This window comes from Roseixanthobacter pseudopolyaromaticivorans (assembly GCF_043195145.2).
In the GTDB taxonomy this organism is placed as follows: Bacteria; Pseudomonadota; Alphaproteobacteria; order Rhizobiales; family Xanthobacteraceae; genus NCEH01.
The window spans coordinates 1876817-1895034 of sequence record NZ_CM195539.1; the positions used below are offsets into that span (position 1 = coordinate 1876817).

20 protein-coding genes and 1 tRNA gene are annotated in these 18218 nt (G+C 63.8%); 13 read left to right on the forward strand and 8 right to left on the reverse strand.

Going from position 1 to position 18218, the window contains the following annotated elements; all coding sequences use genetic code 11:
• Positions 1-34 precede the first annotated feature (34 nt).
• The 3 genes from V5F68_RS09050 to V5F68_RS09060 all read left to right on the forward strand — a co-directional run bounded on the left by V5F68_RS09050 (position 35) and on the right by V5F68_RS09060 (position 3708).
• Entirely contained in the window at positions 35-748 is a 714-nt protein-coding gene (locus tag V5F68_RS09050) for an XdhC family protein (RefSeq protein WP_394012205.1), read from the forward strand.
• Entirely contained in the window at positions 745-2406 is a 1662-nt protein-coding gene (locus tag V5F68_RS09055) for an NTP transferase domain-containing protein (RefSeq protein ID WP_394012207.1), read from the forward strand. The genes V5F68_RS09050 and V5F68_RS09055 overlap by 4 nt, the downstream gene beginning before the upstream one ends.
• A gap of 102 nt (positions 2407-2508) precedes the next feature.
• Positions 2509-3708 (forward strand): MFS transporter, encoded by a 1200-nt coding sequence (locus tag V5F68_RS09060; protein ID WP_394012209.1) that lies wholly within the window; start codon positions 2509-2511, stop codon positions 3706-3708.
• A 3-nt stretch (positions 3709-3711) separates the two neighbouring features.
• Here the strand turns inward: V5F68_RS09060 and V5F68_RS09065 are convergent, their stop codons facing one another.
• The 5 genes from V5F68_RS09065 to V5F68_RS09085 form a co-directional block, all read right to left on the reverse strand.
• Entirely contained in the window at positions 3712-4176 is a 465-nt protein-coding gene (locus V5F68_RS09065) for a DUF488 domain-containing protein (protein WP_394012211.1), read from the reverse strand.
• A 6-nt stretch (positions 4177-4182) separates the two neighbouring features.
• The gene (locus tag V5F68_RS09070; protein WP_394012213.1) at positions 4183-5508 is read right to left on the reverse strand and encodes a TRAP transporter large permease; all 1326 of its coding nucleotides are present in this window, start codon (positions 5506-5508) and stop codon (positions 4183-4185) included.
• On the reverse strand, positions 5508-6107 hold the full coding sequence (locus V5F68_RS09075; RefSeq protein ID WP_394012215.1) for a TRAP transporter small permease subunit: 600 nt from the start codon (positions 6105-6107) through the stop codon (positions 5508-5510). The genes V5F68_RS09070 and V5F68_RS09075 overlap by 1 nt, the downstream gene beginning before the upstream one ends.
• 167 nt (positions 6108-6274) lie before the next feature.
• On the reverse strand, positions 6275-7405 hold the full coding sequence (locus V5F68_RS09080) for a TRAP transporter substrate-binding protein (RefSeq protein ID WP_394012217.1): 1131 nt from the start codon (positions 7403-7405) through the stop codon (positions 6275-6277).
• Positions 7406-7527: 122 nt separating this feature from the next.
• Positions 7528-7725 (reverse strand): hypothetical protein, encoded by a 198-nt coding sequence (locus V5F68_RS09085; protein ID WP_394100455.1) that lies wholly within the window; start codon positions 7723-7725, stop codon positions 7528-7530.
• Between V5F68_RS09085 and V5F68_RS09090 the strand changes: the two genes are divergently transcribed.
• The 8 genes from V5F68_RS09090 (at position 7693) to V5F68_RS09125 (ending at position 13664) form a co-directional block, all read left to right on the forward strand.
• On the forward strand, positions 7693-8397 hold the full coding sequence (locus tag V5F68_RS09090) for a glutathione S-transferase N-terminal domain-containing protein (RefSeq protein ID WP_394012219.1): 705 nt from the start codon (positions 7693-7695) through the stop codon (positions 8395-8397). The two genes, V5F68_RS09085 and V5F68_RS09090, sit on opposite strands and share 33 nt — an antisense overlap.
• 187 nt (positions 8398-8584) lie before the next feature.
• Entirely contained in the window at positions 8585-10516 is a 1932-nt protein-coding gene (locus V5F68_RS09095; protein WP_394012221.1) for a tetratricopeptide repeat protein, read from the forward strand.
• Positions 10503-10916, forward strand: coding sequence for a DUF6165 family protein (locus V5F68_RS09100; RefSeq protein WP_394012223.1), 414 nt, complete (start codon positions 10503-10505; stop codon positions 10914-10916). Before V5F68_RS09095 ends, V5F68_RS09100 begins: the two co-directional genes overlap by 14 nt.
• A gap of 64 nt (positions 10917-10980) precedes the next feature.
• Positions 10981-11072, forward strand: a tRNA-Ser gene (locus V5F68_RS09105).
• Positions 11073-11280: 208 nt separating this feature from the next.
• A complete protein-coding gene (locus V5F68_RS09110; RefSeq protein ID WP_394012225.1) occupies positions 11281-11694 on the forward strand; it encodes a VOC family protein in 414 nt (137 codons plus the stop codon).
• 36 nt (positions 11695-11730) lie between these two features.
• Positions 11731-12813 (forward strand): WD40/YVTN/BNR-like repeat-containing protein, encoded by a 1083-nt coding sequence (locus V5F68_RS09115; RefSeq protein WP_394012227.1) that lies wholly within the window; start codon positions 11731-11733, stop codon positions 12811-12813.
• 21 nt (positions 12814-12834) lie between these two features.
• The gene (locus tag V5F68_RS09120; RefSeq protein ID WP_394012229.1) at positions 12835-13140 is read left to right on the forward strand and encodes a ubiquitin family protein; all 306 of its coding nucleotides are present in this window, start codon (positions 12835-12837) and stop codon (positions 13138-13140) included.
• A gap of 140 nt (positions 13141-13280) precedes the next feature.
• Positions 13281-13664, forward strand: coding sequence for a hypothetical protein (locus tag V5F68_RS09125; protein WP_394012231.1), 384 nt, complete (start codon positions 13281-13283; stop codon positions 13662-13664).
• Positions 13665-13674: 10 nt separating this feature from the next.
• On the opposite strand, the gene V5F68_RS09130 is transcribed toward V5F68_RS09125, so the two are convergent.
• A complete protein-coding gene (locus V5F68_RS09130) occupies positions 13675-14121 on the reverse strand; it encodes an RrF2 family transcriptional regulator (RefSeq protein WP_394012233.1) in 447 nt (148 codons plus the stop codon).
• A 142-nt stretch (positions 14122-14263) separates the two neighbouring features.
• On the reverse strand, positions 14264-14587 hold the full coding sequence (locus V5F68_RS09135; RefSeq protein ID WP_394012235.1) for a hypothetical protein: 324 nt from the start codon (positions 14585-14587) through the stop codon (positions 14264-14266).
• 259 nt (positions 14588-14846) lie between these two features.
• Here V5F68_RS09135 and V5F68_RS09140 point away from each other — a divergent pair, with 259 nt between their 5' ends.
• Positions 14847-16286, forward strand: a complete 1440-nt coding sequence (locus tag V5F68_RS09140) for a class II 3-deoxy-7-phosphoheptulonate synthase (protein WP_394012237.1) — start codon at positions 14847-14849, stop codon at positions 16284-16286.
• Positions 16287-16390: 104 nt separating this feature from the next.
• Here V5F68_RS09140 and V5F68_RS09145 read toward each other — a convergent pair whose 3' ends face one another.
• A complete protein-coding gene (locus V5F68_RS09145) occupies positions 16391-16897 on the reverse strand; it encodes a GNAT family N-acetyltransferase (RefSeq protein ID WP_394012239.1) in 507 nt (168 codons plus the stop codon).
• A 336-nt stretch (positions 16898-17233) separates the two neighbouring features.
• On the opposite strand from V5F68_RS09145, the gene V5F68_RS09150 reads away from it, so the two are divergent.
• Entirely contained in the window at positions 17234-18163 is a 930-nt protein-coding gene (locus tag V5F68_RS09150) for a ring-cleaving dioxygenase (protein WP_394012241.1), read from the forward strand.
• Positions 18164-18218: the final 55 nt, after the last annotated feature.

Genomic DNA, 18218 nt, shown 5'->3' on the forward strand with positions numbered 1-18218 from the left:
CGCCCGTCCCGCCGCATTCTGAGGAAGCGCGATCATGCACCTCGAACTCTTGTCGCAGCTGACAGCCGCGCGCGCCGCCCGTCGCGCCACCGTCCTGATTACCGAACTTGAAACCGGAGCGCAGCGCCTTGTGGAGCGTCATGCGATTTCGGGCGATGCGCTTGAGCCTTTATTGCGGGCCGCCCTGGCCAGCGGAAAGAGCGGCATCGTCGAAACGCCGGCGGGTCGGGTGTTCCTGACCGTCCAGGTGCCGCCGCCGCGCATCGTGGCTATCGGCGCCGTTCATATCTCCCAGGCGCTGGCGCCGCTTGCCCGGATCGCAGGCTACGACATCACCATCATCGATCCGCGCACCGCCTTTGCAACGCCCGAGCGCTTTCCGGATACGACGCTTATCGCCAAATGGCCGGACGAGGCGCTGAAGGATGTGACGCTCGACGCTTTCACGGCCGTCGCCGCCCTGACCCATGATCCGAAGATCGACGAGCCCGCGCTTCAAGCCGCGCTGAAGGCGGACTGCTTTTATGTTGGTGCCCTCGGCTCGCGGCGCACCCATGCCAAGCGGATGGAGCGCTTGGCCGCGCTCGGGCTCTCGCCGGCGGAGATCGGTCGCATCCATGCGCCCATCGGCCTCGATATCGGTGCGGCGAGTCCGGAGGAGATCGCCGTTTCCGTGCTCGCCCAGATCATTGGGGCCCTGCGCAAGGGCGGTAGCCTCGCGCAGGCCAAGACCGAGGCAGCCGCGTGAAATTTGGAGCCGTCCCGCTGGCGCTGGCGCACGGCGCCATCCTTGCCCATTCTGTGCGGACGGAGCATTTCACCCTGAAAAAGGGAGCGCGGATCGGGCCCGGAGAGATCGCGGCACTCCAGGCGGCCGGGCTTACCGCGGTGGTCGCCGCCCGGCTGGAGCCCGGCGATGTCTCGGAAGATTCCGCAGCCGACCGGCTCGCTGCGTGCTTGGCCGGCGATGGACTGCGCGCCGCCATGGCCTTCACCGGCCGCGCAAACCTGTTCGCCACACGTCCTGGGATTCTCGAGATCGATCGGCCGACCGTCGATGCCCTCAACGCGCTGGACGAAGCTGTCACCTTCGCCACGCTGGAGCCGTTCCGCGCCATCGCCGAGGGCGACATGGTGGCGACGGTGAAGATCATTCCCTATGCGATTTCAGCCGCGCTGATGGAGGGGGCGATTGCTCTCGCGCGCCCGGCAGTGCGGATCGCTCCGTTCCGCCGCCGGCGGGTGGCGGTGATTTCGACTCTGCTTCCCGGTCTTGCCGACAAGGTGGTGGAAAAGACCCTGCGGGTCACGCGCCAGCGCCTGGCCCCGGCGGGCGCTGCCATCTGTCACGACCTGCGCGTGCCGCACGCAGCCCCGGAATTGGCAGCGGCCCTGGAAAGGGTGCGCGCCGAGGGAGCGGATTGCATCGTGGTGTTCGGCGCGTCCGCGATTGTGGATCGGCGAGATGTGATCCCCGCCGCCCTTGAGATGGCGGGCGGCCGCGTGGAACGGCTCGGCATGCCGGTGGACCCTGGCAATCTGCTGATGCTCGGCATCCTCGACGGCGTTCCGGTGCTGGGGGCGCCCGGCTGCGCACGCAGCCCCAAGGAGAACGGCTTCGACTGGGTGCTCATGCGCTGCCTTGCCGATGTGCCCCTTACGGCGTCGGACATCGGTGTCTGGGGCGTAGGCGGCCTTTTGGGCGAAATCATCACGCGGCCCCAGCCCCGCGGTGGAATCGGGATTGACGAGATGGCGGACGAAAAGGGGCCCGTGGCCGCCATTGTGCTGGCGGCGGGGCGGGGAACCCGCATGGGTGGGCCCAACAAATTGCTGGAGGACGTGGGCGGACGCCCGGTCGTGCGCCGTGTGGTGGAAGCCGCGCTTGCCTCTCGGGCCTCCCCGGTGGTGGTAGTGACCGGGCACGAGCGTGCACGGGTGGAACAGATCCTCGCCGATCTTCCGGTCATCTTCGTGCACAATCCGGAATTCGCCGAGGGTCTGTCCACCTCCGTACGCACCGGCATCGCGGCGGTGCCTGGCGGAGCAAGTGCGGCATTGGTCATGCTCGGCGACATGCCCCTGGTGGGGCCACAGATCCTCGATACCCTCGTTGACGCGTTTGATCCCGATGCAGGCCGTCTCATCGTTCTGCCGGTGGCGGACGGGCGGCGTGGCAACCCGGTCCTGTGGGATCGTCGATTCTTCGACGCCCTTTCGAAACTCGAGGGTGACGTGGGGGCCCGCCATCTCGTCGCGGCCCATGCGGAGGCCGTTGTGGAAATCGAGGTGAACGGACCGGCCGCCTTCCTGGACGTGGACACACCCGAGGCTCTCTCGCAAGCCCGCGCGCAGGTGTCGGAACAGGCGACAGAGACGCTTGACCATTCCAATGCCAAACTCTAATGACCCCGTTATGAGGGTGGCTTCCCTTCGTAAGCGTCTAACGTCAACCAACGCGCAACGTGGTGCGGCTTGTGTGGCCGCCATCATCGAAAGCGCAGTTTGATGTTGAATCCTCCAAATCCTTTGCGGCCCGAGCTTGCCCCTGTCTCATCGAGCGGCGTGCTGTTGCGTCTATTGCCGCTCGTCTGGATCGTGTTCTTTAGCGGCCTTGCCATCGCAGTGCCGCTGCCGGTGCTGGCCTTGCATGTGCACGAAGGGCTCGGCTTCAGCATCGCGACCGCCGGGCTTGCGGTGGGCATCCAATCTCTTGCCACCTTGCTGACCCGCCAGATGGCTGGATCGGCGGTTGACCGCTACGGTGCAAAGAAGACCGTTGTGGTGGGCCTGCCACTGGCGGTGCTGGCCGGGCTTTTCTATCTCGGTTCCCTCGAGGCGGCAGTGCCTGTTGTAAGCCTCGGGATCCTGACCGCGGGCCGTCTGTGCCTCGGCCTTGCGGAAAGCTTGTTTCTGACCGGCGCCATGGCATGGGGTATTGGTCGCGTCGGCCTTGCCAATACCGGCCGGGTCATGGCGTGGCAGGGCATAGCGCTTTATGCCGCCATCGGCCTGGGTGCTCCCGTCGGGATCGCCATCAATGCCACTTATGGATTCGCCGGCGTCGCGGCAGTCGCCGCTACGGCGCCTCTCGTTGCGATACCGATGGTATTCCTGATCGCAGGAGTGCCCACGATGCCGGGGCGAAGGCTCGGCTTTCACCGCGTGTTGGGCCTGATCTGGCGCCACGGCGTCGCGCTGGCGCTGGCCACCGCACCGTTTGCCGTTCTGGCGACCTTCCTGGCGCTCGTGTTTGCCAGCCGCGGGTGGCCGAATGCCGGAGCAGGGTTGTTCTTGTTCGGCGCCAGCTATATTGGCGTGCGTCTGTTCCTCGCGCATCTGCCGGATCGCATCGGCGGCGTCGGCGTCGCTGCGGTCTCGTTGCTGGTGGAAGCGGTGGCCCAGTTCATGCTCTGGCTCGCCACCGAGCCCACGCTCGCCCTGGCGGGCGCGGCCCTTTCAGGCGTGGGCTTTTCCCTGATCTTTCCTGCTCTCGGAGTCGAAGCTGTCCGTCGGGTGCCGGCGGAAAGCCGGGGCCTTGCGGTCGGAGGGTTCTTGGCCTTCTTCGATATTGCGCTTGGCGTTACAGGTCCGGTGGCGGGCGTATTGGTAGCCGCCTTCGGATATGGCTCCATGTTCCTTGCGGGCGCGATCGGCTGCCTTCTCTCTTTCGGTCTCGTGCTGACCATGCCGCGAGACCGGGCCTGAGCTTCAGAACGGATCCGCAATCAGATGCGTCACCGGCAGGTCGAGCCGCTCGCACAGGAATTGGGAGAGCCGCAGACGGTGGCATCCTTCCACGTGGCGCTCGTAGCACATGAGGCAGATGCGGCGACCCTGTGCGAGTGACGCCAATTCATCCAGCGCCTCGCGGGCTTTGTCCGTCGCGAGGTGAGCGTCATAGATGCGCATCAGCGCATCGTGATCGCCGGAGCGGGCTGCAAGCCGGCCCTCCTTCGGCGTCCCCAGCGCCCGCAGATGGACATAGGCGATGCCATGTTCGGAGATCCCTGCCGCCAGCGCGGTCTTCGAGAAGCCCGGCCGGCGCGAGGCGGCGACCGCGCGCACGTCCACCAGCAGATCAACGCCGGCGCGGGTCAGTGTGTCCTGAAACGCGCCGGACGTCGTTTGCTCATAGCCGACCGTGAAGAGTTCGGTCGCTTTGGTCTTCGCCATCGATCCTCATCCGTAAAGCGCCCTCGGCAGCCACAGCGCGATGCCGGGGAAGACATAAAGTAGGATCATTGCGACGATGACGAGGTAGAGGAAGGGCATGACGCCAGAGAAAATCTGGTCAATGGACACGTTCTTTGGTGCCACCCCCTTCAGATAGAAGGGGGCCATGGCCACCGGTGGAGACAGGAACGAGGTCTGAAGGTTGAGGGCCACCAGGATGCCGAAGAAGATCGGATCCACACCGAAATCGTCCAGCAGAGGCAGGAAGATGGGCAGAAAGATCACGATGATCTCGGTCCACTCCAAGGGCCAGCCCAGCACGAAGATGATGGCCTGGGTCAACAACAGGAAGCCGATGGGGCCGAGATTGAGGGAAAGAATGAATTCCTCCACCACCCTCTGCCCGCCCAGCAAGGCGAACACCGCCGAGAACACCGCCGAGCCTACGAACAGCCAGCACACCATCGCGGAGGCGCGCGCGGTGAGGAATACGCTCTCCTTCAGCTTGTCGACCGAGAAGGTTCGGTAGGCGAGGGCGAGCAGCACAGCGCCCGCCGCGCCCACCGCGGCCGCTTCCGAAGGCGTCGCCAGACCGAAGATGATGGCTCCGAGCACACCGCTGATCAGCACCGCCAGGGGGAAGAACGAGCTCGCCAATGCGAAGGCGATTTCACCGAACGAACTCGCTTTCTCTTCCGGCGGCAGCTTTGGCGCGAGTGCCGGGTTCAGCATGGCGCGGATGATGACATAGCCCATGTAAAGGCCGGTGAGCATGAGGCCGGGCAGAAACGCGGCGGCATACAGCTTCACCACCGAGACACCGGCGGTGGCGCCGTAGAGGATCAACATGACGCTCGGTGGGATCAGGATGCCAAGGCAACCGCCCGCGCAGACCACGCCCGCGGCGATCTTGGTATCGTAGCCGGCCCGCAGCATGGCGGGAAAGGCCAGCAGCCCCATCAGCGTCACCACGGCGCCGACGATGCCGGTGGCGGTCGCGAACATGGCGCAGGTGATTAAAGTGGCCACCGCGAGTGATCCCGGCACCCAGCCCGCCGCCAACTGGATCGCCCGAAACAGGCGATCGAGAATGTTGGCGCGTTCCACCACATAGCCCATGAACAGGAACAGGGGGATCGAGATCAGAACGTCGTTCGCCATAACGCTATAGGTGCGTTGGACGAACAGCTGAAACACTGTGTCGCCGCGCGTCACGTATCCAAATCCGACGCCCAGAGCCATCAGCGTAAAGGCAATGGGAAATCCGAGCATGAGGAAGACGAGGAAGAGGAAGAGCATCAAAATGCCGAGGGCGGGATCCGACAAAAACATCACAGTACCCCCTTGCCGATAGCTTCGGCATCCGCCTTGTTGGCTGCTTCTTCGAGAACGAGTTTCTCCATTTCCTCGACATCGTGCAGCCGATCGGGCCACACGCCGGTCCGCAGAGTGATGATGCAGCGGATCACCTCTACGACGCCCTGCATGAACATGAGCACGCCCGTAATGGGGATCAGCCCCTTGAAGGGCCAGATCATCGGCCCGTCGGGCGAGAAGGATGAATGCTCGTTGAGCAAATACGAAAGGTAGAAATAGCCCCAGCCCGAGTAGATCAGAGCAATGATGCCGGGGAAGAAAAACAGAAAATAGAGGACGAGATCGACGAGAGCCTGCCGCTTTGGCGGCCAATTGCGATAGAGAAAGTCGCCGCGGACATGGCCGTTACGTGAGAGCGTGTAGGCACCCGCCATCATAAATAAAGTGCCGTACAATATGTAGGAGACGTCATAAGCCCAAGACGTGGGAGAGCGCAGCGCATATCTGCAGAAAACCTCGTAGCAGATGGCGACTGTTAGGATGACGATGACCCAGGCGAACAACTTTCCAACGAAGGTATTGAATTTATCGATACCGATCAGAAACGCTTGCATTGAGCGAATTCTCCGCTTCGGCAGCCGTGACGACGCCCCTCATCCTCCGCGGTGAACGCGCCGCGATGCTGCCTGTGCCTCATGTGCCCGCCATCCATGGCCATGGGCCATGGATGGACGCGGTTTCGAGACGAGGGAGTTGCATCCGGCACGTGTCGCCGCCCGGATCAGGCCTTCTGGAAGAAGTGGTTGTAGGCGAACGCGCTATCCACCTCATACTGAAGGCGGAAGCCGACGACGCGCTTGGCCCATGCCATCTGGCTGTCCACCACCTTTTTGAAGAACGGATCGGCGGACAGATTGGCGATCACCTTGTCCCAGGCGTTGAGCTGGGCCTCAAGCACCGATTTCGGCGTGGTTATCACCTTCACACCGCGGGCTTTGAGCGCCTCCAGATCCTTGGAATAGCGGTCCTGCGCCTTCCACATCATATCCGAGGAGGCAGCATCCGCGGCGCCTCGGATGATGGCCTGAACGTCCTTCGGCAGGCTCTCAAACTTGGTCTTGTTGAACAGGACCTCGAAGCATTCGAGCGCCTGATGATAGCTCTGCACCATGTAAACTTTGGACACATCCGGGAAGCCGAGCACGGTGTCGGACGAGGGATTGTTGAATTCCGCTCCTTCCAGCAGGCCGCGGTCCATGGCCGGCACGATTTCGCCGCCGGGAACGATGGTCACCGCGACGCCCATTTCCTTGAAGAGATCGGCGCCGAGGCCAACGGTCCGGTATTTCATGCCCTTCATCTGGTCCGGGCTCGTGATCTCGGCCTTAAACCAGCCGAGCGGTTGGGTCGGCATGGGCCCGGTGAGCAGCCCCACGACGTTGAGCTTCAGGATCTGCTGGGTGAGTTCGTCATACAGCTGCTGGCCGCCGCCATACCGCACCCAGCCGAGCAATTCGTCGGCGTCCCACCCAAAGGCGGGGGCTGTTCCGAACAGCGAGAACGCCTTGTTCTTGCCGTACCAATAAGCGGATACACCGTGCCCGCCATCGATGATGCCGGAGCTGACCGCGTCCAGCACCTGGAATGCCGGGACCACAGCGCCCGCGGCAAGGAGCTCGAGCTCCACGCGGCCCCCGGCCATCTGGTTCACGTATCGGACGAAATCGCCCGCATATTCGTGGAAGATGTCCTTGTTCGGCCAGGTTGACTGGAATTTTAGCTTGATCGGCGCCTGAGCATGGACAGCGGGAGCCGCTATAACGGCGGCACCGGCTGCGGTGGCCGCAGCAGCCGTGAGAAAGCCGCGGCGCGACGGACGCGCGGAATCATTCACGTTGGACGTGTCAGTCAATGGATCCTCCCTAGGGGGTGCGGTTCTCTTTGGAACCATTGCGGTGTTGGCGCACCTTTCCCCCGAAGTCTTAGCAGACGCTACGTCATGCCGTTACGGCAATAGACTTTAGTCTAGTTCGATCAAAAATATTCGACCTGGTGGCGGAAACCGGTCGCGCCTTCCTTGGGGCGGGCGCATTTTTGCCGGATGGCGATGCCACGCGCGCCATGCTTGCCGGAATGCGCGCGGCGGAATACCTGTATGCACCGTCGCCGGGTCTGCCCGGTCGAGCGGGGAGCATTGAAATGGCCGAAGTCCAGCAGCCCATCGAGCTTCATTATTGGCCCACCCCCAACGGGTGGAAAATCGCCATTATGCTCGAGGAGTGCGAGCTGCCCTATTCCGTGCAACTGGTGAACATCGGCAAAGGCGACCAGTTCAAGCCGGAATTTCTGGCCATTTCCCCCAACAATAAGATCCCCGCGATTGTCGATCCCAACGGGCCGGACGGCAATCCGATCTCGGTGTTCGAGTCGGGCGCGATCCTCCAATATCTCGGCCGCAAGACCGGCAAATTCTACCCCGCCGACGAGCGCAAACGGGTCGAGGTGGACGAGTGGCTGTTCTGGCAGATGGGCGGGTTGGGCCCTATGGCGGGGCAGGCCCATCATTTCCGGATCTATGCGCCGGAAAAGATCCCCTATGCCATCGATCGCTATACCAACGAGGTTCACCGCCTGTATGGCGTGATGAACACCCGCCTTAAGGATCGCGAGTTCCTGGCGGGCGACTATTCCATTGCCGATATGGCCTGCGTTGGTTGGGCGAAGCTCTGGGAACGCCAGGGCCAGAAAATCGAGGAATTCCCGCATTTCCAGCGCTGGCTGGAGACGGTGAAGATGCGCCCCGCGGTGCAGCGTGGTCTCGCCGTCAGCGCCGAGCAGCGCAAGCCCGACCTTTCGAAGGACAAGGAAGCTCAGAGCATCCTGTTCGGACAGCGCGCCCGCTGAAGGTTAGAGGCGGGCCCTCGCTTTTTACGTCGGCTCGGCTTAGATGCGACCGCCGCCACCGCCCGTGGCGCTCGCGCCCGGGCATTCGGATTGCCTGCGGCTGCAGGGTCCAGGAGTTGCTTTTTCAATGTCGCCCGATCCGCGCACGATACTTGGCCAAGCCGCCGCATTTGCCCGGGCGGGGCAGATGGATAAGGCCATTGAGGGATTTCGCCTCGCTGTGCAGCTCCAGCCGGCGCTTGTCGATGCGCATCGGATGCTGGCCATGGCCCTGATCCAGACGGGGAATGCGGAGGAGGCGCTGCCGAGCGCGCGCCGGACCGCCAATCTGGCGCCTAAGGATCCGCATGCGGCAATCCTCCTTGCGGTGGCGCTGCAGGGGGGCGGACAATTCGAGAAGGCGCTGGCGGCCGCCGAACGGGCCATCAAGCTCGCACCCCAACTGAGTGAAGCTCACTTCCAGGCGGCCAATGCGCTGGGTGCCCTCGGCCGGCACGAAGCAGCCGCCAAGGCCTATTCGCGGACGCTGGAACTGGATCCTCTGGCGGTGGAGGCCCTGGCCAATCGTTCGGTCGCTTTGGTGCGCGCGGGCCATCCCGATGCGGCACTGGCGGATTGCGAACGGCTGCTGCAGCTGCAGCCCTGGTCTCCGGTCCATCCCGTCAACAAGGGCTTCATCCTGCTGGAGCGCGGCGAGGTGGCGGCGGCGCGTGCCGCGGCCGAGCAAGCGGTGAAGCTGGCCCCCGATTTTGTCGACGGCTACCACCTGCTCGGGGAATGCTGCTTTCAGCTCGGCGACTTGCCGGGCGCGCGCGACGCCTACGACCGGGTTGTTGCCCTTGCGCCGCTACGTGCTGACTTTCGTCTGCGCTACGCCTTCATCCTGCGCCGCCTCGCGGCGTTTGCCGCCGCGCTCGAACAGAGCGCAGCCGTCCTCGAGGCTATGCCGGCCGACCCGGCGGCCCTCTTCGAACGGGGCATGGCGCGCGAAGGTCTCGGCGATGCGGAAGGCGCTCTGGAGGATCTCGACGCCCTGCTTGCGGCGGAACCGCCATTCACCGAGGCTCTGCTGGCGCGGGCGCGGCTTCTGACCCATCTCGCGGATCGTGTTGACGCCCGCGCCGCAATCGACAAGGCCCTGCATCTCGACGCTCACAATCCGCACGCGCTTGCGGCCCGCGCGAGCGAAGCGTTGGAGCGTGGCGCCTGGGCCGAGGGATGGGCAGCGCTGGATGCCGCAGCGCAGGCGCCGCGCGCCCGTCTTGCCCTGCGCAACGTTGGAATCTGGGATGGCGCGGGAAGCCCACGCGCCTTGGTCGTGGCCGCTGGGGAAAGTCTTTCGGACACGCTCGCCCTTGTTCGCCTGCTGCCGATTTTGGCGGACCGCGGAATCGAACCCCGTCTGCTGCTTTCCGACCCAGCGGCCGCCGCTCTGTTTGCCAACCTCGACCCCCGCGTCGTGATCCTCACAGATCCCGCCCAAATCGATCCAGCGGAAGAGGGCGTGCTGGGCGTCGCGCTGACGAGCCTGCCGAATCTCATCGCGCCCGACCCCGCCCTGTGGCCACAGGTGCCTTACATGCACGCGGCGCCGGAGCGGCTTTCGGCGTGGAGTCATGCGCGCTCTGCCGGGGATCTGGTAATCGGCATCCATTGGCAGAGCGAGGACGCGGGCCGCGTCGATCCCCTGCGCAGCGCGCCGCTGGAAGCATTCGCTCCGCTTGCCGCGATCGAGGGTGTGCGTCTTGTTGGTCTCCAACAAGGACCCGCCGCAGACGAGATGGATCACGTGTCTTTCCGCGGGCGCATTTTGCGTCTGGAGAGTGATTTTGACGCCGACGGTACGTTTCTCGACAGTGCCGCTTTGCTTCACCATTTGGATCTGCTCGTGAGCGTCGATGCGCCGATAGCGCACCTTGCGGCGGCAATGAACCGGCCGGTGTTGCTTGCGGCGAGCGGCGGGGCACATTTCGCCTTCGCGGGGAGCGATGTGGAAAGCCGCTTCTACCCGTCGGTACGCGTGGTGCGGCAGGAACAACCGGGGCACTGGGGCGGCGTCTTCACTGCCATCGCGGCGGGAGTTGAGATGGGCAAGGCCGAGAATCATGAGCACAAGTGAAGCTGTCGCAACCCAGGTCGAGATTCTCGCTCCGGTCTCTGCTGGCGAACTGATCGACAAGATCACCATTCTCGAGATCAAGGCGGAGCGAATTACCGATCCGGTAAAGCGGGCAAACGTCGTGCGTGAGCTGACCGCCTTGGAGCGGCTGCGCGATGTTCACGGTCTGAGCACCGGATTCGAGGGACTGACGGCCGAGATCAAAAGCGTGAACGAGGCGCTGTGGGTGATCGAGGACGATCTACGCGAACTTGAAGCCGAAAAGCGCTTTGATGCCAAGTTCGTGGAGCTTGCCCGCTCGGTCTATGTGACCAACGACCGGCGGGCCGCGATCAAGAAGGAGATCAACGTCCGTTCCGGCTCTCTGATCGTGGAAGAGAAGTCCTACGCCGGCACTTAATTCCGGGGGCAAGGGCGGCGGCGACTTGCAAAGCCGTCTTTCGTTCGGCATAGGTGGGCGCAATGGAGACGTGGCCGAGAGGCTGAAGGCACTCGTTTGCTAAATGAGCAGACCCCCAAAAGGGTCTCGAGGGTTCGAATCCCTCCGTCTCCGCCACCCTTCCCGACATCCCATTCGGGTCTCGTCAGCAGGCGGCTTGCGAGCTCTGCCAATCGCACCGCAATCACCCGCCCAATTCCCCCGGCCGCTCTGCGAAAAAATTTCGAGCGGGCTGTCGGCTTCATGGCGAGCCGCCCGTCCTTGCCCCTGACGGCTGCGCCAACCGCATCCGTCCACGTCGCAGCGTGACATGCGGGGAAATCTGATGCTGATCCAGCCCTACCTGACCTTTGACGGCAAGTGCGAGGAAGCGCTCGAATTCTATAAGGGCGCGCTCGGCGCCGAAGTCGAATTGCTGATGCGGTACAGCGAGGCGCCTGAGGCGCCGCCGCCGGGCATGGTCTCCCCCGGCTCCGAAAACAAGATCATGCATGTGAGCTTCAAGATCGGGGAAAGCACCGTCATGGCCTCCGACGGGGGATGCCGGAACAGCACCAGTTTTCATGGCTTCTGCCTGTCCCTCATCGTGAAGAGCGAGGCGGAGGCCCATCGTTTCTTCAACGCGCTGGCAGATACGGGCCAAGTGCAGATGCCGTTGGGAAAGACTTTCTTCTCGCCGTGCTTCGGCATGGTTACGGACCATTTCGGTGTCGCCTGGATGGTCAATCTGGTGCCGTAAGACCGAATGCAAGGCGTTGGAAGCATGGAGGAGACGATGGCGACGAAGATCCTCGTGCTGGTCGGCACGAAGAAGGGCGCTTTCATCGCGGAAAGCGACAGTGCTCGTACGAAATGGAACGTGCGCGGCCCGTTTTGTGAAACTTGGCCGCTGAATCATGTGGTTGGCGATCCGCGCTCGGGAACGATCTATGCGGCGGGCGGAAACGAATGGTTCGGCCCAGCGGTCTGGAAGTCCACGGATCTTGGTGAGAGCTGGACGCATTCGAGTGAGGGTCTCTCCTATGAAGCTGGGGCTGCGCCGGTGAAGAGCGCGTGGAGCCTCGCCCAAGGGGCTGACGCGCTTTATGTCGGTGTCGAGCCTGCCGGGCTCTTCCGCAGTTCCGACGGCGGCGAGAGCTTTACCCATCTGTCCGGGCTGCAGAACCATCCCTCCCGCTCGGATTGGCATCCTGGTGGAGCGGGGCTTATCCTGCATTCACTCGTGCTGAATCCCAAGGACGACGCACAGATCTGGGTCGGCATCTCCGCCGCGGGCGTGTTCCATTCGGCTGATGGCGGCGAGACGTGGGAAGCCCGCAATCGCGGCACGCGGGCGGATTATATGCCGGAGGGCCAGAATTATCCGGAGTTCGGCCAGTGCGTGCACTGCCTGGTGATGGCGCCCAACATGCCGGACCGGCTTTATCAGCAAAATCACTGCGGCATATATCGATCCGACGACGGCGGGCGCAGTTGGTCGAGCATCGAGGCCGGATTGCCGTCCTCGTTCGGCTTCCCGGCCGCCGTGCATCCACGCAATGACGAGATGCTGTACCTGATCCCGCTGAATGGAGACACGGTGGGGCGTTTCATGCCGGACGCGAAGGCGGCGGTGTGGCGCACAACGGACGGCGGCCGGTCCTGGGATAAGCACATTGAAGGCCTTCCCCAGAAGGGAGCCTATTTCAACGTCCTGCGCCAGGCCATGGCGACGGACGCGCTGGAACCTGCAGGGGTCTATTTCGGGACCAATTCCGGAGCACTGTACTGCAGTGCCGACGAGGGTTGCCGATGGACCTGTATCGCCGAGCACTTGCCACTGATCACGTCGGTGGAAACACTGGTGGTCGAGGTCTGAGCCTGCGGTGGAAGGACTGATATGGCGGACGAGGTCTCTCAGATCGGGTTGGACGCGAAGCCTGAGGTTCTTGTGCGCCTTCCCGACCATCTGGTTCGGCTTTTCCCGGGCGCCGAGCGGCGGGTGCGGCTTCGCGCGACAACGGTTGATGAGATGTTGAGCGCGCTTGATGGCCGATGGCCGGGGATGCGCGACCGGCTCTGCGATTCCAGCCCCGCGGTGCGCCGGCATATCAATATCTTCGTGGCCGGGCGGCGGGCGGGCCTCACGACAGCGCTGGCCCAGGGCATGGACGTCTTCGTGCTGACCGCCATCAGCGGCGGCTAAATGGGTCGGTCGGGGACGTCAAGATGGGGCTAGGCACGAGGTGACGAAGGAGCGCCCCGCAGCTAAACTTCTTAATTCAATTCTTCCATATTTGCCGTCCGGCGCACCGTGCAACCGCGCGCCTTTTATGGAGAGGCCGGATGGGGTTCAGCTTCGAAGATCGTGTCAATATCCGCACGGATTATGCGAAGCGTGGCCCGCGTCTTGTTCAGATGTCGAAGGGGCTTTTGCTTCTGATTGCGTGCGTGGCGATACCTGCCGGCTGGATCTATTTCAACGCGCAGATGAAGATTCCCGAGGTCGAGCGTGCCATGCCTTTTGGCGCACGGGATATGGTGGCTCTGCTGCGATCCTATCATCATGACGTCCGGGTCGAGCGTCTGGCCGACGGAAAGCTGGTCTATGCGGTGGACGGGAGCACACCGGCGGAGCCGAAAGCTTTGGCGCGCGCCTATCCGCAATACGATCTTCAGCGGTTCTCTGAGCAGCCGCCGTCACCCTATCTTGGCCCCAACCGGCGCTGATACACGTCCCTCAGATATAATCGACGAACGAACCGAGCTGGTCGGCGGAGAGGTCCCGCATCTGCGCCAGGGTATAGGTATCGAGGACCGTACCGATCGCATCGCGCACCCGCACCATTAACAGGCGCACCTCGCAATGCGCGATGTCACAGTCGTCACATGGCACGTAAGCGTTCCTGCTGGCGCAGGGCAGGGCGGCCAGGGGCCCGTCCAAGGCGCGGATGAGATCGCCGACGATAATGTCCTCGGGCGGCTTGGCGAGACGATAGCCGCCGGTGCGCCCCTTCTTGCTGGATAGCATGCCGGCATTGCGCAGTTCGCCGAGGATCACGTCCAGGAACTTTTTCGGAATCTGGTTCGCCTCGGCGATATCCGCCACCTGAACGGAGTCTCCCGGGGCGAGGCGGGCGAGGTGAACCGCCGCCTTGAGCCCGTACTTTCCTTTTTTTGTCAGCATGTTTGCTCCCCTTGCCCCCTTTTGGTTCGTCCGCGAACGGGGGTCAACCGTGCAGACGGGCTCGGTTTGATATGGCTGGGCTCAGGGTTAGGGCTGGGACCTGCAGTCGGTGCGGCACTTGCAACTTTTAGAGGGTGAGGCTTCAGCGGCGCACCGGCACGCGAACAGGGGCCGGACGAAAAGAAGCAGCACCGGGAAGGCGTGCGCCGCGGCCGCTCTTCGGCTCTGCAGGGCCACGCGGCTCATCCTCGCTCAGCAGCATGACCGCCACACCCATTTTCACGCTGGAGAAAGTCAGGCCCATCGCGAACGTCAACACGAAGGCAGGGAGCCAAGCTTCGCCGCTACCGGCAAGCAGCGTGCGCAAATGCCCCAAGTCCAGCGCGACCAGCCCGCCGACAAACCCCACGGCGATTGCAAAGCCAAGCGCTGCATGCTTGGCGAGGAAGATCACGAGCTTCGGCATCCGCCACTCCGTAGCCGCATCGGCTATGCGCTCAACCTAATTCCCAATTATGAACTGTAAAGATAGTCGTTCCCCGCACAAACGCTACCCCTGCCGTCCGCCTCCGGCGTCCCCATATGAGGGGCGTTTCTGGCTGTCGAGGCCTTCTCTTACGCTGTGGCGACTGGTGGTGTATAAGCCCGCCTTCCGGCACCGCATCATGGGGTTGGCTTTGCCCGAAGTGCTGGGCAGGCCGCCGGACGACCCGATGGAGAGCATCATGACGACCCGCTTCGTATCCGACCGCAACCCTGGCGCCGAGACCACCTCTCGCCGCGCCGAAGGCTGGCGTCCGGATTCCTGGCGATTTTATCCGGTCGTGCAGATGCCGAACTATACCGACGCGGAAGCCCTCACGGAGGTCGAGCGCAAGCTTGCCTCCTACCCGCCACTTGTTTTTGCAGGTGAGGCCCGCCGTCTGAAGGCAGAGCTTGCCAAGGTGGCGAAGGGAGAAGCCTTCCTGCTCCAGGGCGGCGATTGCGCAGAAAGCTTCGACGAGCATTCGGCCGACAATATCCGCGATTTCTTCCGCGTGTTTCTGCAGATGGCGGTGGTCACCGCATTCTCGGGCGGCGTGCCTGTGGTGAAGGTGGGCCGCATTGCTGGCCAGTTCGCCAAGCCGCGCTCCTCCGATATCGAGACGGTGAACGGCGTCGATTTGCCCAGCTACCGCGGCGATATCGTCAACGACATCGCCTTCACCCCGGAAGCCCGCCAGCCGGATCCGCGCCGACAGATCGAAGCGTACCGCCAGTCGGCGGCGACGCTCAATCTGCTGCGCGCGTTCGCGACCGGCGGCTATGCAAACCTGTCGAACGCCCACCAGTGGATGCTGGGCTTCGTGAAGGACAGCCCGCAGTCCCATCGCTACCAGGAACTGGCAAACCGCATCACCGAGGCGCTCGACTTCATGCGCGCCTGCGGGATCGATCCCCAGTCCCATCCAGAGATGCGGACCACGGACATCTTCACCAGCCACGAAGCGCTTCTGCTCGGCTATGAGCAGGCGCTGACCCGGGTGGATTCCACTTCGGGCGACTGGTACGCGACCTCCGGCCACCTGCTGTGGATCGGCGATCGCACCCGTCAGCCCGACCATGCCCATGTGGAATATTTCCGCGGCATCCGTAACCCGATCGGCATCAAGTGCGGCCCTTCGCTCAGCGGCGATGGCCTGTTGCGCCTGCTGGATATCCTTCAGCCGGACAATGAGGCCGGCCGCATCACGCTGATCTGCCGCTTCGGTGCGGACAAGGTGGGCGAGCATCTGCCGGCCTTGATCCGCGCAGTCGAAAAGGAAGGCCGCACCGTGGTGTGGTCGTGCGATCCCATGCACGGCAACACCATCAAGGCCGGTTCGGGCTACAAGACCCGCCCGTTCGATCGCATCCTGTCGGAGATCAAGACCTTCTTCGACGTGCACGCGGCGGAAGGCACTTTTGCCGGTGGCGTGCATCTGGAGATGACCGGCAAGAACGTTACCGAATGCACCGGTGGCGCGCGGGCCATCTCGGACGAAGACCTGCGCGATCGCTACCACACCTATTGCGATCCGCGCCTCAATGCGGAGCAGTCCATCGAGCTCGCCTTCTTGGTGGCCGAGCTGCTGAAGCGGGAGCGCCAGGCGCGCGTCCGCCCGGATGTCGCCGCTGCCGAGTGAGGTGGTCGGCACTTCGCTTTTGAGATCGGAAAACACGACGCCCCCGGAAATCTCCGGGGGCGTTTTCATTTTCGGGGCCGGGATTTGCGGGGAACGGCGCTGAGCTATGGGGCGGGGCGTCCCCGCGCCAGGCCGCTGACACCATCGAATGCGCCGGGCTGCAACTCGGCCACAAGCAGCCGTCCGGGATCCACCGGGCCGGGCAGACTCACGCGACCACTCGTTACTGGCTTGAAGCCGAACCGCTCATAATAGGGCGCATCGCCAACCAGGAGGATCAGCCGATGGCCCGCGTCTCGGGCGGCCGCCATCGAAATCTGCATGAGCCGGGCGCCGATACCCACCGACTGAAACGGCGGCTCCACGGTCAGCGGCCCAAGCAGCAAGGCGGGATGGCCGCCGATCTCGATGGGCGTCAGCCGCACCGATCCCACCATCATCGTGCCGAGATAGGCGACAAAGGAGAGAGCGGGATCATGTGGCGCCTGCTCCCTCAGCCGAAAGGCGGTGCGGGCGAAGCGGCCTGGCCCGAAGGTGCGCCGGTGCAGCTTGTCGATTGCTGGGGCGTCGGCGGGGGATTCGGGCGCAACGGTAACGGGAAGTTCGGTCATGGGATGGGAACCAGGCAAGATGCAGGGGGCCGCGCCGGCAAAAGGCCGGTCAAGCGGGCAGGCGTCAACGATCACGCGCCCGTCTGGCGCGTACCTTCAGATCGTCGTCGCTGCTGCATCTGCCTCATAAAGAGTCCGGCCCGAACGAATGGAGGCCGGCGGATAGCATGTGCGCGCGGCTCGGTCCAGCACCCAGTCCCGGGCCGTCACGCATCCGCCAACGCACTCCCCCAGCTTGGCAAAGTCAGCTTGCATCCATGCAATGATCTGCGTGTTGAAGAATGTTGATCTTGCTCTATTTCAAGGGAGACAGAATTTTTGGCATAGGAGCCAGCCATGACCACACACGGGATTCACCACGTCACCGCGATCTCCGGCCCCGCCCAGAGGAACAAGACCTTCTACACGGACACGCTGGGCCTTCGCCTCGTGAAAAAGACCGTCAATTTCGACGATCCGGGCACCTATCACTTCTATTACGGTGATGAAGCGGGTCACCCGGGCAGCATTCTGACGTTCTTCCCCTGGGAGCATGCGGCGGCGGGCCGTCTTGGCGTCGGCGAGACGCAGGAGACCGTTTTTCGCGTGCCGGAGGGTGCCATCGGCTATTGGGCCCATCGCTTTGTCGAGAAGGGAGTGGTTCACGACGCGCCGACGAAGCGCTTCGGCGAGAGCGTGCTCGGCTTCCGTGATCCCGATGGAACGCGCCTTGCCCTGGTGGGCGTGCCGGGTGCGGAGAAGGAGCCGGCTTGGAGCACTGGCGAAATCCCGCCGGACGCCGCTATTCGCGGCTTTCATAGTGTGAGCCTGCTGGTGGCCGATGCGGCCCCGACGGGCGCCATCCTTACGGACGTGCTGGGCTTTGCCGAAGCCGCACGCGAGGGCAGCCTCGTGCGCTACTCGACCGGCACCGCCATGGGCGGCATCGTCGACCTGCGTGTGGCCGGGGATTTCCTGCGCGGCCGCGCCGGTGCCGGTTCCGTGCACCATGTGGCCTTCCGCGCCGCCGATGACGCGGCGGAGGCCGAAATGGTGAAGCGGTTGGCCGAGAACCACGGCATTCACACCACGGAGCAGAAGGACCGGAACTATTTCCGCTCGGTTTATTTCCGCGAACCCGGTCACGTCCTGTTCGAGATCGCCACCGACATTCCCGGCTTCGCTGTTGACGAACCGGCGGCCAAGTTGGGGGAGGCGCTGAAATTGCCGTCCTTCCTCGAACCGCGCCGCGAGATCATCGAGCAGGTGCTCCCGGTCCTGGTCTGATCACTGAAAGCATCCCTCTCCCGCCCTGCGCACCGGCGCAGGGCATGCCCATACG